Source organism: Paenirhodobacter huangdaonensis (assembly GCF_004022465.1).
GTDB classification, from domain to species: Bacteria; Pseudomonadota; Alphaproteobacteria; order Rhodobacterales; family Rhodobacteraceae; genus Rhodobacter; species Rhodobacter huangdaonensis.
On the sequence record NZ_SAVA01000003.1, the window covers coordinates 220,618 to 234,779 of the forward strand.

At 68.8% G+C, this 14,162-nt stretch carries 16 protein-coding genes; 10 read left to right on the forward strand and 6 right to left on the reverse strand.

What is annotated here, in order from left to right; translation table 11 throughout:
• Window positions 1-6 precede the first annotated feature (6 nt).
• The 3 genes from EOW66_RS06600 to EOW66_RS06610 form a co-directional block, all read right to left on the reverse strand.
• Window positions 7-1,314, reverse strand: a complete 1,308-nt coding sequence (locus EOW66_RS06600) for a BamA/TamA family outer membrane protein (RefSeq protein WP_128155634.1) — start codon at window positions 1,312-1,314, stop codon at window positions 7-9.
• Window positions 1,315-1,449: 135 nt separating this feature from the next.
• Complete coding sequence (locus tag EOW66_RS06605; protein ID WP_128155635.1) at window positions 1,450-2,577, reverse strand: UDP-N-acetylglucosamine-peptide N-acetylglucosaminyltransferase; 1,128 nt, start codon at window positions 2,575-2,577, stop codon at window positions 1,450-1,452.
• A 186-nt stretch (window positions 2,578-2,763) separates the two neighbouring features.
• Window positions 2,764-3,303 carry a hypothetical protein gene (locus EOW66_RS06610; RefSeq protein WP_128155636.1) on the reverse strand — a complete coding sequence of 180 codons (540 nt, stop codon included), beginning with the start codon at window positions 3,301-3,303 and terminating at the stop codon, window positions 2,764-2,766.
• A gap of 506 nt (window positions 3,304-3,809) precedes the next feature.
• On the opposite strand from EOW66_RS06610, the gene EOW66_RS06615 reads away from it, so the two are divergent.
• From EOW66_RS06615 to EOW66_RS06625, 3 genes are all read left to right on the forward strand, one after another.
• Window positions 3,810-4,262 carry a hypothetical protein gene (locus EOW66_RS06615; protein ID WP_128155637.1) on the forward strand — a complete coding sequence of 151 codons (453 nt, stop codon included), beginning with the start codon at window positions 3,810-3,812 and terminating at the stop codon, window positions 4,260-4,262.
• A 67-nt stretch (window positions 4,263-4,329) separates the two neighbouring features.
• On the forward strand, window positions 4,330-5,172 hold the full coding sequence (locus EOW66_RS06620; RefSeq protein WP_128155638.1) for a ferritin-like domain-containing protein: 843 nt from the start codon (window positions 4,330-4,332) through the stop codon (window positions 5,170-5,172).
• Window positions 5,173-5,233: 61 nt separating this feature from the next.
• Window positions 5,234-6,487, forward strand: a complete 1,254-nt coding sequence (locus tag EOW66_RS06625) for an Hsp70 family protein (RefSeq protein ID WP_128155639.1) — start codon at window positions 5,234-5,236, stop codon at window positions 6,485-6,487.
• On the opposite strand, the gene nikR is transcribed toward EOW66_RS06625, so the two are convergent.
• Window positions 6,484-6,960 carry a nickel-responsive transcriptional regulator NikR gene (gene nikR, locus EOW66_RS06630; protein ID WP_128155640.1) on the reverse strand — a complete coding sequence of 159 codons (477 nt, stop codon included), beginning with the start codon at window positions 6,958-6,960 and terminating at the stop codon, window positions 6,484-6,486. The two genes, EOW66_RS06625 and nikR, sit on opposite strands and share 4 nt — an antisense overlap.
• Before the next feature lie 127 nt (window positions 6,961-7,087).
• On the opposite strand from nikR, the gene EOW66_RS06635 reads away from it, so the two are divergent.
• From EOW66_RS06635 to EOW66_RS06665, 7 genes are all read left to right on the forward strand, one after another.
• Window positions 7,088-7,855 carry a DUF4198 domain-containing protein gene (locus EOW66_RS06635; protein WP_128155641.1) on the forward strand — a complete coding sequence of 256 codons (768 nt, stop codon included), beginning with the start codon at window positions 7,088-7,090 and terminating at the stop codon, window positions 7,853-7,855.
• Window positions 7,855-8,466, forward strand: coding sequence for a cobalt transporter CbiM (gene cbiM / locus EOW66_RS06640; RefSeq protein WP_128155642.1), 612 nt, complete (start codon window positions 7,855-7,857; stop codon window positions 8,464-8,466). Before EOW66_RS06635 ends, cbiM begins: the two co-directional genes overlap by 1 nt.
• On the forward strand, window positions 8,463-9,056 hold the full coding sequence (locus tag EOW66_RS06645) for a cobalamin biosynthesis protein CbiL (RefSeq protein WP_128155643.1): 594 nt from the start codon (window positions 8,463-8,465) through the stop codon (window positions 9,054-9,056). The genes cbiM and EOW66_RS06645 overlap by 4 nt, the downstream gene beginning before the upstream one ends.
• Complete coding sequence (gene cbiQ / locus EOW66_RS06650) at window positions 9,053-9,763, forward strand: cobalt ECF transporter T component CbiQ (protein ID WP_128155644.1); 711 nt, start codon at window positions 9,053-9,055, stop codon at window positions 9,761-9,763. The genes EOW66_RS06645 and cbiQ overlap by 4 nt, the downstream gene beginning before the upstream one ends.
• A complete protein-coding gene (locus EOW66_RS06655) occupies window positions 9,760-10,464 on the forward strand; it encodes an energy-coupling factor ABC transporter ATP-binding protein (RefSeq protein WP_128155645.1) in 705 nt (234 codons plus the stop codon). The genes cbiQ and EOW66_RS06655 overlap by 4 nt, the downstream gene beginning before the upstream one ends.
• A gap of 106 nt (window positions 10,465-10,570) precedes the next feature.
• Window positions 10,571-12,406 (forward strand): dihydroxy-acid dehydratase, encoded by a 1,836-nt coding sequence (gene ilvD / locus EOW66_RS06660; RefSeq protein WP_128155646.1) that lies wholly within the window; start codon window positions 10,571-10,573, stop codon window positions 12,404-12,406.
• A 126-nt stretch (window positions 12,407-12,532) separates the two neighbouring features.
• Entirely contained in the window at window positions 12,533-13,030 is a 498-nt protein-coding gene (locus tag EOW66_RS06665) for an AAA family ATPase (protein ID WP_128155647.1), read from the forward strand.
• Window positions 13,031-13,066: 36 nt separating this feature from the next.
• Here the strand turns inward: EOW66_RS06665 and EOW66_RS06670 are convergent, their stop codons facing one another.
• Together EOW66_RS06670 and EOW66_RS06675 are read right to left on the reverse strand one after the other, a co-directional pair.
• On the reverse strand, window positions 13,067-13,462 hold the full coding sequence (locus tag EOW66_RS06670) for a GFA family protein (protein WP_128155648.1): 396 nt from the start codon (window positions 13,460-13,462) through the stop codon (window positions 13,067-13,069).
• A gap of 184 nt (window positions 13,463-13,646) precedes the next feature.
• Entirely contained in the window at window positions 13,647-14,150 is a 504-nt protein-coding gene (locus tag EOW66_RS06675; RefSeq protein ID WP_206363671.1) for an FUSC family protein, read from the reverse strand.
• Window positions 14,151-14,162: the final 12 nt, after the last annotated feature.

A 14,162-nucleotide genomic window follows, 5' to 3' on the forward strand; every position in this document is an offset into this window, starting at 1 on the left:
GCCGCCTCAGAACCGGGTCGAGAAGCTCAGCCCGAAGCTCTGGGTGTCGTCGCCCTTTTCCTTCTCGGTCGCCTTCGCCAGGTAGATCGACAGCGGCGAGCCATGCACGTCGAAGGTCAGCGTCACACCGACCGAGCTGCGCAGGTTCTTGCCATCGTCGATCATCCCGCCCAGCGTGTCATTCAGCCCCCAGACCGAGCCCGCGCTCACGAAGGCGCCGATCCGGGTCGGGGTATGGAACACCTCGCCGACCGAATGCTGCACGTCGATGCTGCCGACCGCATAGTAGTTGCCGCCGAGGAAGTCCTTGCCGTCCTTCGGGCCGATGCCGCGCGGCGCAAAGCCGCGGAACATCGCCCCGCCGGCCTGATAGCGGTCCACGATCCGCGTCGCCGCACTGCCCTGTTGGGACAGCGCCCCGCCCTGGAAGCTGAACATCACCAGAGTATCCGGGCTGAGCGGAACGCTCGACTGCGCCGAGACCCGGCTGTCGGCAAATGCATGCTCGTCGCTGAGGTTCCAGAAATACTGGTCGAAGCGGAACGAATAGGCCGGCGCGGCAAGCGTCGAGACCGACTCGTCCGAATGGACGGAATAGCTGAACCTCAGATAGGGGCGCACCACCGACCCCTCTTCCGCGCGGATCAGGGCGCTCGCGTCGCTGTCGACATTCTCCAGCGAGTCGCGGCGATAGCCGAGCCCGCCCTCGAACCGGCCGAGCACCGGGTCGACATGGGCGAGGTAGCCCTCGATCCGGGCGCTGCGGTGCCCGAAGCTCTGGTCGTCATACTCGGTGTTCAGGAAGGCCGCATCCAGCCCGAAGTCCAGGCGACCGGGCGTGTCGCCGCTGTAATAGGCATTGGTCTCGAGGCTTTGCGATTCCGCACCAAGGCGCATGTCGATCGAGCCATAGGTGTTCGGGAACAGGTTGTAGCGCTCGAAGAAGACCGAGCCGACGACCCCGTCCTCGCTGTCATAGGCGATGCCGAAGCTCGCCCGCCCCGGACGCAGCTGCTTTTCCTGCACATCCACCACCAGCGTCCGGCCATCCGCCGTCACCTTGGCCGCGCTGAACACGCCCGACTCTTTCAGGCAGGTCTCGATCTGGCGCAGATCATCGGCGGAATAATCGGTGCCGGGCGCGATGCCGCAAGAGGCCTTGAGCTGATCGTCGGAGACCATCCGGGTGCCGTGCACCGCCACGGCGTCGAAGCTGCGCGCCTCGGCAAGCGGTGCGATCACCGCGCAGGACAGCAGGGCGGCCCCGCCGAGCAGACCAACACAAGCCCCCTTGGTTTTGCGGTCAATGTGCATCGTCTCTGCTCCTCGGATCTCTGTCGCGTCTTTCGCGCCCCTCGTGAGTGAAGCGGCGCGAGGTGTCAACGCTTCGCCTCTCCGGGGCGCGATATCGGTGTGATGCTGTGACCCGCAGGAAACGGCGCGGCCATCTCATCCGGGCAGGTGGATGAGTTTGGCCCAATGCGGCATCCGTTTCACGCCGCCGCCGACATGGATGGCGCCGGGCAGCTCGTATCCGGCAGGAAATCCCGCGGCTTCGGGGAAGCCGAAGACCGAGTCATGCACCCGCACGTCGTCGAGAATCATCGGCCAGACCTGTTCCCCCAGAAACGCCTGATCCATGAACCTGTTGTCGTGATATCCCTTGGCGCCGAGAAGATAGTCGCGGATGTTGGGCAGGACCCCGGCGGTGCCGCCCCACATGCCGGCAAGGATCAGTTCGTGATGGAGGACATGGTCGCGCATCACGTGGAACCGCTTGCCCGACCCGAGCCAGTCCGAAACCGCAAGAAGCTCCTTCGCATTCAGGCGCGAATCCGCATCGCGACAGACGAAGACATTCACCCCCGGGTCGTCCGACGCGAAGAAGCGCCACATCGGCCGGAGCCCGGCAAGATCGGGATCGTCCATCATCACGACCTGGGCGCCATAGGCCTTCAGCGCCTCGATCGCGTCGGCGGGCACGCTGCGGTCGCAATAGAACCGTGCGGTCCAGCGCAGATACAGATGCTTGGCAATCTGCGCGTTGACGATCGCCCCGGTCACATATTCCGGCCGGTCCCCCCAGAGCGAGAAGGCGATGATGTTGCGCTCGGGATGTTCCGGGTCGAAGCCGCGCCCGCCGGGTTTCAGACCGGCCTGGGCGAAGGGGCTCTGGCGCGCGCAGTCCAGCGCGTGCCGGTGCTTGTCGCGCAGGTTTGTCAGCCCCTCGCGGCGGGCGTCTTCCTGATGGCCGGAGCGGCCGAGGCAGGAGATGTAGGTGTTCCGGGTCGCGATGTCCTCGCGCAGCTGCAGCGCCGTGCGCAACGGCGCGATCGCCGCCTCGTATTCGCCGCGCTGCTTGAGGAACAGCCCGAGCGCGACCTGGCCGTCGAAATCGGCGGGGTGATGGAGCGCATAATGCTCGAAGGCGCGGCGCGCCGTCAGGTCATCGCCCGCATCGCGCAGGCTGTAGGCCATGAACAGGCCGGCATTTCCGTCGGGATCGCATTTCGCCGCGACGCCATAGACCTTCGCGGCATCGAGGAAGCGGCCCTCGGCACGCAGATCCCGCGCCATCCTGCGGATCTCTTTGACAGGAGGATAGCTGCTGGTTCCGGCCGCGGCCTGCGCGGCAGACTCGTAGACGGGCTGTTCGGACATGCAGGTCATTGCCATTCGGGAGGACACTTGAATGAATACGCAAGAAAAAGGCGGCCGCCTGACGCGGCCGACCGAGGCAGTCTCACGGCCGCGGCCGGCGCGTCAGGCCCACGCTGCCGCGTCCACCAGCGACCGAAGGTAATGCGCGTTGTTGTGTTTCGCCGCATGCAGCCCGTAGGAAAAGGCCGCCCGCGAAAGCGGCGTGCGCAGCGTCGCGTCGCAGATCGCCATTCTCTCGGTGCTGAAATCGTCATCCTTGACCGAGGAGGACAGCAGCAGCAGCGGCATGTTCGGAACCGCCCGGCGCAGGAACAGGCATTGCTCGACCACCTGGCAGACATCGCCGATCGAGCTTTCATCGACGAGGCAGAAGTCGACCCGGTGCACGCTTCGGCGCAGCCGCCGCTCGGAGGTGCTCTCGAGATCGGTGAGCATCAGATTGCCGCCCATCCGCCGCACCCAGTCGTTCACGCAACTGGAGACGTCGCCGGCCTTGCCGAAAAACAGCGACAGCCCCCGGGGACAATAGGCCGAGATATAGCCCAGACGCGAGACCTGGCGCTCGCGCCCGCCCCAGTAGAACAGCGACGGGCGGGCCTGCCGCGCCTGGCGCCGGGGAACAGCGGTGTCTCTGTCGATCATTCCATTAGGATATTCGAACATTTGATGCCTCACCTCACAGAGTGCCCCCACTCCGATACCGACCAGGAAGGCGTGGACTGAGTCGCCTGCCGCCACCCTGGCGCGTTATGGATAAGATACGAACCAAATCTTCTCGTGTATATACTAAAGTATGTTCATTTGGAATTTTGGTTGGGTCTCGCCGTTTTTCCTCGCCGGTGTCTTCGCGGCGATGACGCACCGCAGGGGGCATCCGGGGCGCGCGCAGCAGCGCACGCCAACGTCATTTGGCACCGGAAAAACGCGCTTGCACTCGGAATGCCGCCTTGTCATACGTAGCGGCGCAACGCGCTTGGCCCTTGTTCTACAGGACAAAAGAAGCCAGGCGTGTTCAATGCATTGCAGAACATGGCCGCGGCACGGACCGCCCCGGCCGCCCGCCTGCCCGGCACCGGATGGCACCGCCCGCCAAAAGACGGGCCGCGCAACCCGGAATCGGAGCGGGTCCAGACCGAAAGACATTCGCCGTGAAACGTCGCGCTTTCGTCCTCCTCGCGCTTCTTCCCCTCGCCGCCTGCGGCGGCAAGAACGGGGAGATGCAGTTCTACCCGATCGCCGGGCCGATCGCCGATGCCGATTCCTCGATCGTCATCGCGGCCAAGGCGACCAATATCGACACCTCCTCGGGGCAGCTCTACTTCCGCCTGCCGACGCCGAAGCTGAAATGCGAAGGCACCTGGAGCTCGGTCACCCCCAAGGTCACCTCGCACGAGCGCGGCCTGTCGCTGACGATCCGCGACACCGGTGGCAAGTACAAGAACGCGACCGAGGATGTGGGCGGCGTCAACCGCGGCGAGATCTACGCCGTGTGCGAGGACGGCACCCGGATTCAGGGCAGCTTCATTCAGGGCTCGGGCACGAAGAGCGGCACCGGCACCGCCACCGACACCCTCGGCAACAGCTACAAGCTGCTGTTCTGACCTCTGACTGCAGCGGCGCGGCGCGCGGGCTCTGGCCCGGCGCGCCCGGCTGCGCTATGGCTCGGCGATGACCGACACGCCCTTCCCCACCCCCGAAAGCCTGGCCGCCTGCGCCGTCGACGTGCTGACCACCGCCGATGCGATGGAGAAAACGGCGAAATCGCGCGCCCATGCCAAGGCCTGGTTCGATGCCCGCGCCGCCGGCACGCCGATGCCGGTCGGCACCGCCACGCCGCCGCTGCGCCCCGCCCGCCCGGAGCGGCCCGAGCTGCTCGCTCCGCGCGACGTGCCGCGCCGCCGACCGGGCTCGGAGGCCGGGCGCAAGGCGCTGCTGCATGCGCTTGCCCATATCGAGCTGAATGCCGTCGATCTGCACTGGGACATCCTCGCGCGGTTCACCGCGACGCCGATGCCGATGGGCTTTTACGACGACTGGGTGAAGGCGGCCGACGAGGAATCGAACCACTTCCGGCTGGTGAACGCCTGCCTCGGCACGCTCGGCTCGTTCTATGGCGAGCTGCCGGCCCATGCCGGCATGTGGCGCGCCGCCGAGGATACCGCCGAGGATCTGATGGGGCGGCTGACCGTGGTGCCGATGGTGCTCGAGGCGCGCGGGCTCGACGTCACCCCGGGCATGATCGAGATCTTCCGCAAGGCCGGGCTGCCCGATGCGATCGCCGCGCTCGAGACGATCTATGCCGAAGAGGTCGGCCACGTCGCCTATGGCTCGAAGTGGTTCCACTTCCTGTGCGGCCGGCACGAACTTGACCCGAAGGAGACCTTCCACGGGCTGGTGCGGAAATACTTCCACGGCGCACTGAAGCCCCCCTTCAACGAGGAAAAGCGCGCCGAGGCCGGGCTGCCGCCCGATTTCTACTGGCCGCTGGCCGAGCGCGACGACGAGGTCTGAGCCGCTTGCACCCGCGGCGGAAACGGGGTAGGCGAGGCGCCCTTCCAGCGGAGCCCGCGCCATGCCCGATTTCCCCCTCGCCATCGACTTCGGCACCTCGAACTCCGCCGCGGCGGTGCTGATGGGTGGCCTGCCGCGCCGCATCCCGATCGAGACCGGCGCCGACACCCTGCCCACCGCGGTCTTCTTCCCGGCAAACGGCGGGCCGATGCGGATCGGCGCAGCGGCGGCCGAAGCGCTGATCGCCGGCACCGAGGGGCGCTACATGCGCGCGCTGAAAAGCGTGCTCGGCACCTCGCTGCTGAACGAACCGCGGCTGATCGGCGGCAAGCGGCGCAGCGTGGCCGAGATCATCACCGCCTTCCTGATCGAGCTGCGCAGCCGCGCCGAGGCGACGAGCGGGCTGCGCTTCACCCGCGCGCTTTCGGGCCGACCGGTGCATTTCCACACCAACGACCCCGCGCGCGACCGCCGCGCCGAGGATGACCTGCGCGCCTGCTATCTGGCCGCGGGCTTCGAGGCGGTCGAGTTCCTGCCCGAGCCCGAGGCGGCGGCGCTGGCCAGCACCGGCAATGCCGCGGCGGGCGAGACCGGGCTCGTCGTCGACATCGGCGGCGGCACCTCCGACTTCACCCTGTTCCGCACCACCGGCGCCCGGCCCGAGATCATCGCCAGCCACGGCATCCGTCTGGGCGGCACCGATTTCGACCATGCGGTGTCGATGGCCCATGTGATGCCGGCCCTCGGCCTTGGCGGCAGCCTGCGGCGCGAGCTCGGCTCGGGCCTACTGCCGGTGCCGCAGGCGCTTTATGTCGATCTCTCGACCTGGGCGAAGATCCCCTTCCTCTACACCCCCGAGACCCGGCGGATGGTGGCCGGCATGGTCCGCGTCGCGGTCGAGCGCAAGCCGATGGAGCGCCTTGCCACGGTGCTTGAGGAAGAGCTCGGCCACGAGATCGCCTTCGCCGTCGAGAAGGGCAAGATCGCCGCGAACAAGCGCGAGGAGGCGGCCCGCATCGCGCTCGGCTTCGTCGAGCCGCGGCTTGCCTGCGACGTGACGCCGGCCTCGCTCGATGCCGCGCTTGCCCGCTACCGCGCCGAACTGACCGAGGCGATGGCCGAGACGCTGCGCCTTGCGGGGCTGACGCCCGCGGATGTTTCCCGCGTCGTCTTCGTCGGCGGCGCCAGCCTGATGCATCTGGTGACGGAAGAGGCGGCGCGGCTGTTCCCGCATGCCACGATGCAGCAGGGCGACGCCTTCACCGCCGTCGTCGACGGGCTCGCCCTTGCCACCGCGGCTGAGACGGCGGCCTAGAAGCTCGCCAGCACCCGCAGATGGCTGTGGGCGTGGTTGCCGCCGCCCTCGTGCACATGGTGGTGATGCGCGTCCTCGGCCACCGGGATCAGCCCGAGCGTGCCGTGCAGCACGCCGCGTTCGAGGAACAGCGCCTCGGCATAGGCGCGCACCTCCGCCACCCGCCCGCGCATCACCGCCACCTCGAGCGCATGACGATGGTCAAGCGGCACCGACAGCGCCGCCACCGTCTGGTCGTGCCGGTCGAGCCGCCCCTGCGGCAGCCGCGTCGCGAGGCTGCGCACCGAGGGGTCGACGACATAGCTCACCGTGCCGAAGCATTCCGCCTCTTCGGGCGCCCCCGGCCGCGCCGCCAGCGCCCGGCGCAACAGGTCGCGGATCGCCTCTGACCGGCTTTGCGCGCCGGTCTGGGCGAGATGGGCGTCAAGCTCTGCCGCCAGGTCGTCGTCAAGCGTGATCGTGGTGCGCTGCATCCTGCCTCCGTCTGTCGCGACCAGCCTAGCACCCGGGCGCGGCGAACAGAAGCGGCGCAGGCTTCGGCCTTGCCCTGCCGGGCTCGGTATGCATAACTTTCAAAAAACGCATACTTCAGGACTCGCCATGACCCGCCTCCTCCCGCTGCTTCCGCTCGCCCTGATGCTGGCCGCCTCCCCTGCCGCCGCGCATTTCCAGGAGATCCTGCCCTCGGCCGATGTCCTGCCCGAGGGCGGCAAGGTCACCTTCGACCTCGTCTTCACCCATCCGGTCGAGGGCGGCCCGGTGATGGCGATGCAGAAACCCGCGGGCTTCGGCATGGTGATGAACGGGCAGAAAACCGACCTGTTGCCGGCGCTGCGCGCCGCGCCCGTGGGCGGCACCCCCGCCTGGAGCGCCGAGGCCGATCTCACCGAGCCCGGCGCCGCAGTGGTCTGGGTCGCGCCGCAGCCCTATTGGGAACCCGCCGAGGGCAAGTTCATCGTCCATTACGCGAAGGTGGTGGTCGATTCCTATGCCTCGGGCGAGGGCTGGGACGCGATGGTCGGCCTGCCGGTCGAGATCGCGCCGCTGGCCCGCCCGAACGGGCTGTGGACCGGCAACGCCTTCACCGGCGTGGTGATGAAGGCCGGCAAGCCGGTGCCCTTCGCCGAGGTCGAGGTCGAATTCGTCAACGACGGCACGGTCGTGCCGCCGAATGACGATTTCATTACCCAGGTGCTGAAGGCCGACGCGAATGGCACCTTCAGCTATGTGATGCCGCGCGCCGGCTGGTGGGGCTTTGCGGCGCTCGTCGAGGGCGATACACCGATGGCATCGCCCGACGGCACCGAGGTGCCGGTCGAGGAAGGCGGGCTGATCTGGGTGAGGGCGACCGACATGGGCGGCAACTGATGGCACATATCCCCGACGGGATCCTGGCGGCGCCGGTGCTGATCGGCGGCGCGGTGCTGGCAGCAGGCGGCGTCGCGCTCGCGCTGCGCCAGATCGACGACCGCGCGATCATCCGCACCGCGATCCTGTCGGCCACCTTCTTCGCCGGTTCGCTGATCTCGGTGCCGGTCGGGCCCTCGAGCGTGCACCTGCTGCTGGCCGGGCTGATGGGGGTGATGCTGGGCAGCGGCGCGTTTCTCTCGGTGCTGGTCGGGCTGGTGCTGCAGGCGCTGCTGTTCGGGTTCGGCGGGCTGACCACGCTCGGCGTCAACACGGTCAACATCGCGCTGCCCGGCGTGGTGCTGGGTCTTGCCCTTGGCCCGGCGATCCGCCGCACGACGCGCCCCGGCCTGCGCGCCGCGCTCGCCGCCATCGTCGGCGCGCTGTCGGTTCTGGGCACCGGCGGGCTGGTCGCCGCCTGCCTTGCGCTCTCCTCCCCCGCCTATGCCCCGGTGGCAAGCGTGCTGCTTGCCACCTATCTGCCCCTCGCCCTGGTCGAGGCCGCGATCACCGCCGCGGTGGTCGGCTTCCTCGCCCGGGTCGAGCCCGACGCCCTGAGGCCCGCCGCATGACCCGCATCCCCCTTGCCCTCGCCCTGCTGATCGCGCTCGCCTCGCCCGCCGCGGCGCACAAGCTCAAGGTCTTTGCCACCGTCGCCGGGGCCGAGGTCACCGGCTATGCCTTCTTCGTCGGCGGCGGCCGGGCGCAGGGCACCGGCTGGGTGGCGCAGGACGCGACCGGCGCCACGCTAGCCGAGGGCAAGACCGACGCCGAGGGCCGCTATCGCTTCACCCCGCCCCAGGGCGCGGGCGACATCACCGTGATCGTCAACACCGAGGAAGGCCATATCGCGCAGGCCGTGCTGCCCGCCGCGCGGCTCGAGGGCAGAGCCGAGGCCGCGGGGTCCGGCAGCGCCGGCCCCGCGGCCGGCGCCTCGCTCGCCGCCGCGGGCGTGGTGACCGCCGCCCCCGCCACCCCGGCCCGCGACGATGCGGCGCTTGCTGCCCTCGTCGAGGCTGCGGTGCAACGGCAGGTCGAGCCGCTGCAGGAACAGATCGAAGCGATGGATGCCCGCCTGCGCCTGACCGACGTGATGTCGGGGATCTTCCTGATCATCGGGCTGGCCGGCATCGGGCTGTTCCTGCGCGGGAGACGCCGATGATCCCGGCCGATCTGCGGCTGCGGCTGCTGGCGGCGGTCCTGCTGGTACTTGTCGCCTCGCAGCTTGCCCATCTCGGCCCGGCGCTGGCCGCGCTCGCACTCGCCCTGATCCTCGCCCTTGCCGCCCGCCCGGGCCCCGCGCTGTGGCGCCGGTTGCGCCATGTCGAGGGCTTCGTGGCGCTCTTGTTGCTCACCCTGCCCTTCGCCGTGCCGGGCGCGCCACTGTTCAGCCTCGGCCCGCTCGGCGCAAGCCTCGAGGGGCTGGCCCGCGCGGCGCTTCTGGCCGCCAAGGTCAGCACCGCGGCGCTGGTGCTGCTCGCCCTTCTCGGCACCGTCGAGCCGATCCGCCTTGGCGCCGCGCTCCATGCCCTGCGCCTGCCCGAGCCGCTGGTGCGGCTTTTCGTGCTGACCCTGCGCTATCTCGGCCTGATCGGCGACGAGGCGCGGCGCCTGCGCGAGGCGATGCGCGCCCGCGCCTTTCGCGCCCGCACCGACCGCCACACCTGGCGCAGCTTCGGCAACCTGATCGGCATGCTCTTGGTGCGCGCCCTCGACCGCGCCCGCCGGGTCGAGGAGGCAATGCGGCTGCGCGGCTTCTCGGGCCGCTTCCCCCATGCGGCCCTCGCCGCCCCCACCGCACGCGACTGGACCGGCTTTGCGCTGCTGACCTGCCTTGCCACCACCACCCTGCTCTTCGACCGGCTATGATCCCGCTTCTCACCCTCAGCGATGTGCGCGTGTCGCGCGGCGAGACCCCGGTGCTCGACGCCGTGTCGCTGAGCCTGCGCCGGCGCGACCGGCTGGCGATCGTCGGGCCGAACGGGGCCGGCAAGACCACGCTTCTGCGCACCCTCGTCGGGCTCGAGCGCCCCGCCTCGGGCCGCGTGCGGCTCTTCGGGCAGGACTGCGCGACCGAGGCCGATTTCCGCGCCGCCCGCCCGCGCATCGGCTTCCTGTTTCAGGACAGCGACGACCAGCTGTTCTGCCCGACCGTGCTCGAGGACGTGGCCTTCGGCCCGTTGAACACCGGCTGCACGCTCCGCGAGGCCGAGGCGCGCGGCCGCGACACGCTCGCCGCGCTTGGCATCGCCCATCTTGCCGAGCGTGTCACGCACCGGCTCTCGGGCGGCGAGAAGCGGCTGGTCTGCCTTGCCGGCCTGCTCGCCATGCGCCCCGAGGTGCTGCTGCTTGACGAGCCGACGAACGGCGTCGATGCCGCGAACGGGGCGCGGCTGCGCGCCGCACTGGCGGGGTTCGACGGCGCGATGATCCTTGTCTCGCATGACGAGGGCTTCGTCGCCGAGCTTGCCACCCGCGCGCTGCTGATCGCGGGCGGTCGCCTGACCGAGGCCGAGATCCACACCCATCCGCACCTGCACGCCCACCCGCACCTGCACCCCCATCCCTGAGTGGCAGGGCAGCGTTTCTGACCCTTTGTGCGTTGGCATTTCCACATTCCCTGCGCTAAGACGGCCCGAGCCGCCACGCGGCGCGAGAGGTCCCGGAGGAAGCCAGATGCCCTATTACCGTTCCCGCAAATCGACCCATGGCCGCAACATGGCCGGCGCGCGTGGCCTTTGGCGCGCCACCGGCATGACCGACGGCGACTTCGGCAAGCCGATCATCGCGGTCGTCAACTCCTTCACCCAGTTCGTGCCGGGCCACGTCCACCTCAAGGACCTTGGCCAGATGGTCGCGCGCGAGATCGAGGCTGCGGGCGGCGTCGCCAAGGAATTCAACACCATCGCCATCGACGACGGCATCGCCATGGGCCACGACGGGATGCTCTACTCGCTGCCCTCGCGCGAGATCATCGCGGATTCGGTCGAATACATGGTGAACGGCCACTGCGCCGACGCGATGGTCTGCATCTCGAATTGCGACAAGATCACCCCCGGCATGATGATGGCCGCGATGCGGCTGAACATCCCGGTGATCTTCGTCTCCGGCGGGCCGATGGAAGCAGGCAAGGTCACGGTGAACGATCTCGAGCACGCGGTCGATCTGGTCGACGCGATGGTGGTGGCGGCGGACGACGCCTATACCGATGCGCAGGTCGACGAGTTCGAGAAGAACGCCTGCCCGACCTGCGGCTCTTGCTCAGGCATGTTCACCGCGAACTCGATGAACTGTCTGGCCGAAGCGCTTGGCCTTGCGCTGCCGGGCAACGGCTCGATGCTGGCGACGCATGCCGACCGCAAGGAGCTGTTCCTCGAGGCCGGGCGCAAGATCGTCGAGATCACCAAGCGCCATTACGAGGGCGAGGAAAAGGGCCTGCTGCCGCGCGACATCGCCACCTTCGAGGCCTTCGAGAATGCGATGAGCCTCGACATCGCCATGGGCGGCTCGACCAACACCGTGCTGCACCTGCTGGCGATCGCGCACGAGGGCGGCGTCGACTTCACCATGGATGACATCGACCGGCTCAGCCGTAAGGTGCCCTGCCTGTGCAAGGTCGCGCCGGCGAAGCAGGACGTACACATGGAAGACGTGCACCGCGCCGGCGGCATCATGGGCATTCTGGGCGAGATGGGCCGCGCCGGCCTGCTGCACATGGGCGTGCGCACCGTGCACAGCGACAGCCTCGGCGAGGCGATCCGGAAATGGGACGTGATGACGGCGAACGACCCCGGCGTCGAGGAATTCTACCGCGCCGCGCCGGGCGGCGTGCGCACCACGCAGGCGTTCTCGACCGGCAACCGCTACAAGGCGCTCGACCGCGACCGCGCCGCGGGCGTGATCCGCGACCTCGACCATGCCTTCTCGAAGGATGGCGGGCTGGCGGTGCTGTTTGGCAATATCGCGCTGAACGGCTGCATCGTGAAGACCGCGGGCGTCGATGACTCGATCCTGAAATTCTCGGGCCCGGCCAAGGTCTTCGAAAGCCAGGACGACGCTGTCTCGGGCATCCTCACCGGCAAGGTGCATGAGGGCGAGGTCGTGGTGATCCGCTTCGAGGGCCCGCGCGGCGGCCCGGGGATGCAGGAAATGCTCTACCCGACGAGCTATCTGAAGTCGAAGGGGCTCGGCAAGAAATGCGCCCTGCTGACCGACGGCCGCTTCTCGGGCGGCACCTCGGGCCTCTCGATCGGCCACGTCTCGCCGGAGGCGGAGGAAGGCGGGCTGATCGGCCTCGTCGAGACCGGTGACACGATCGAGATCGACATCCCGAACCGCACGATCAATCTCGCCGTCGACGAGGCGGTGCTCGCCGCGCGCCGCGCCGCCAAGGGCCCGCTGCCGTGGAAACCCGCCGCACCGCGCCCGCGCCAGGTCTCGACCGCACTCAAGGCCTATGCGATGTTCGCCTCCTCGGCGGCCAAGGGCGGCGTGCGCATCCTGCCGGAATGAGCCAAACGGCATCGCAATGACGAAGGCCCCCGCAAGGGGGCCTTTTGCATCGGCATGGGGCGCGCCTTGTAGGGAGGTCGCATCCACCCGTCGGGGCCCCATCCCGGCCACGATCAGGAGCACGACGTGCCAGTTCTCATCTCCTTCGCCGGCCTGCCCGGCACCGGCAAGAGCACCCTCGCCCGCGCTCTCTCCGTCGCGACCGGCGCGGTCTACCTGCGGGTGGACGAGATCGACGCGGCAATCTGGGCACACGACCCCGACCGCGACATCGGGCCTGAAAGCTATCATATCGCGGCAGCGCTGGCGGCCTCAAACCTCGGACTCGGCCACACGACGATCATCGACTGCGTGAATCCCTGGGAGATCACCCGGCAGATCTTCGCCGCCGCAGCACAGCGGGCCGGGGTGCGGCTGCTTGGCGTCGAGCTGACCTGCTCCGACCCCGCCCTGCACCGCCACCGCGTCGAAAGCCGCAAGATCGACGTGCCCGGCCTCACCCCGCCCGACTGGGCCAAGGTGGTCCGCCGCGACTACACGCCGTGGACGCAAGCGGATCTGCGGCTCGACACCGCCCGGCAGCCGGTCCCCGAGGCCGTCGCCGAAATCACCCGGCACCTCTGAGAATCCCGCCCCCGTTCCGACAGGCCCCGGAGCCCGTCACAGCACCGGATGCCCCTCGGATTGCGGCGCACCATCGCAGATCTCGTACCAGCCCGGCTTTTCCGAGGTGAACTCGTGGAACTGGTTGCGCAGCCCGGTCTCGGTATCGAGCGCATTCGCCGCGATCGGAAAGCTCTCCTCTTCGGACAGGATCTCGCCCAGCGAGGTGCCGCACAGCGAACAGAAGCAGCGACCATATTTGTAGGGCGCCTCCGGCTGATAGCGCGCGACCAGCTCCCTGCCCCGAAGCCAGCGCAGATCGTCGCGCTTCACGAAGACGATCGTGCTCGCCCCCACCTTCCGGCAGCGCGAGCAGTGACATGTCCCCATCATCGACGGCACGGCGAGCAGCTCGAACTGAACCGCGCCGCAACAGCAGCTTCCCCTGATCATCCTGTCCCTTTCCCGAACACTACAGGCCGGAACATTTCATGAACACCTGGCGGATGCAAGCCCGCCCAGAAGCACTCTTCCAGCGCAGTCCCGCCCCCCCCTTTTTCTTGGCCCCAATACTCCGGGGGTCCGGGGGCAGCGCCCCCGGCGGGTCGCCTCACACCAGCGAGGCGAAACCCGGCTCTCACACGGGGTGCGCGATCGTCCCCCCCGCCCCGGCCTGCGCCGGCATCAGGCGGCGGAAGAGTGCATCGACAAGAAAATGGATCGCTGCGCCGGTCAGCCCGCCCACCAGCACCTCGGCGCCGCGCCACAGCCCGTCGACAAGCGGCTGCGGATCGGCCGCATGCGAGAGATAGACGATCGGCACCGTCCACATCGCCACCTTCAGCTGCGGCCATTTCCGCGCGATCCAGGCGGCAATCGCGACGCCGGCTGACATCTGCACCACCGTGCCGAAGTGCAGCTGCTCGAGCGCGATCCCGGTGACCATCGCCGTCACCACCCCGGCAAGCGTGCCGGCGAGCCGTTGCAGCGTGGCGCTGCGGGTGTCGGAGATCCGCTCCTGGGTGACGATGATCGCGCTCACCGAAGCCCAGGACGGGTAATCGAGCCCCAGCCACAGCGCGATCAGATAGGCCGCCGCCGCCGCCAGCGTGCAGCGCAGAACGAAGAGAGCATCACGCAACGCCGTCTGCAT

What these genes read in the sequence shown, in the direction of transcription:
- EOW66_RS06600 (WP_128155634.1), bottom strand. Translation starts at nt 1,314, where the DNA reads ATGCACATTGACCGCAAAACCAAGGGGGCTTGTGTTGGTCTGCTCGGC.
- EOW66_RS06605 (WP_128155635.1), bottom strand. Translation starts at nt 2,577, where the DNA reads ATGGCGCGGGATCTGCGTGCCGAGGGCCGCTTCCTCGATGCCGCGAAG.
- EOW66_RS06610 (WP_128155636.1), bottom strand. Translation starts at nt 3,303, where the DNA reads ATGATCGACAGAGACACCGCTGTTCCCCGGCGCCAGGCGCGGCAGGCC.
- EOW66_RS06620 (WP_128155638.1), top strand. Translation starts at nt 4,330, where the DNA reads ATGACCGACACGCCCTTCCCCACCCCCGAAAGCCTGGCCGCCTGCGCC.
- EOW66_RS06625 (WP_128155639.1), top strand. Translation starts at nt 5,234, where the DNA reads ATGCCCGATTTCCCCCTCGCCATCGACTTCGGCACCTCGAACTCCGCC.
- nikR (WP_128155640.1), bottom strand. Translation starts at nt 6,960, where the DNA reads ATGCAGCGCACCACGATCACGCTTGACGACGACCTGGCGGCAGAGCTT.
- EOW66_RS06635 (WP_128155641.1), top strand. Translation starts at nt 7,088, where the DNA reads ATGACCCGCCTCCTCCCGCTGCTTCCGCTCGCCCTGATGCTGGCCGCC.
- cbiM (WP_128155642.1), top strand. Translation starts at nt 7,855, where the DNA reads ATGGCACATATCCCCGACGGGATCCTGGCGGCGCCGGTGCTGATCGGC.
- EOW66_RS06645 (WP_128155643.1), top strand. Translation starts at nt 8,463, where the DNA reads ATGACCCGCATCCCCCTTGCCCTCGCCCTGCTGATCGCGCTCGCCTCG.
- cbiQ (WP_128155644.1), top strand. Translation starts at nt 9,053, where the DNA reads ATGATCCCGGCCGATCTGCGGCTGCGGCTGCTGGCGGCGGTCCTGCTG.
- EOW66_RS06655 (WP_128155645.1), top strand. Translation starts at nt 9,760, where the DNA reads ATGATCCCGCTTCTCACCCTCAGCGATGTGCGCGTGTCGCGCGGCGAG.
- ilvD (WP_128155646.1), top strand. Translation starts at nt 10,571, where the DNA reads ATGCCCTATTACCGTTCCCGCAAATCGACCCATGGCCGCAACATGGCC.
- EOW66_RS06670 (WP_128155648.1), bottom strand. Translation starts at nt 13,462, where the DNA reads ATGATCAGGGGAAGCTGCTGTTGCGGCGCGGTTCAGTTCGAGCTGCTC.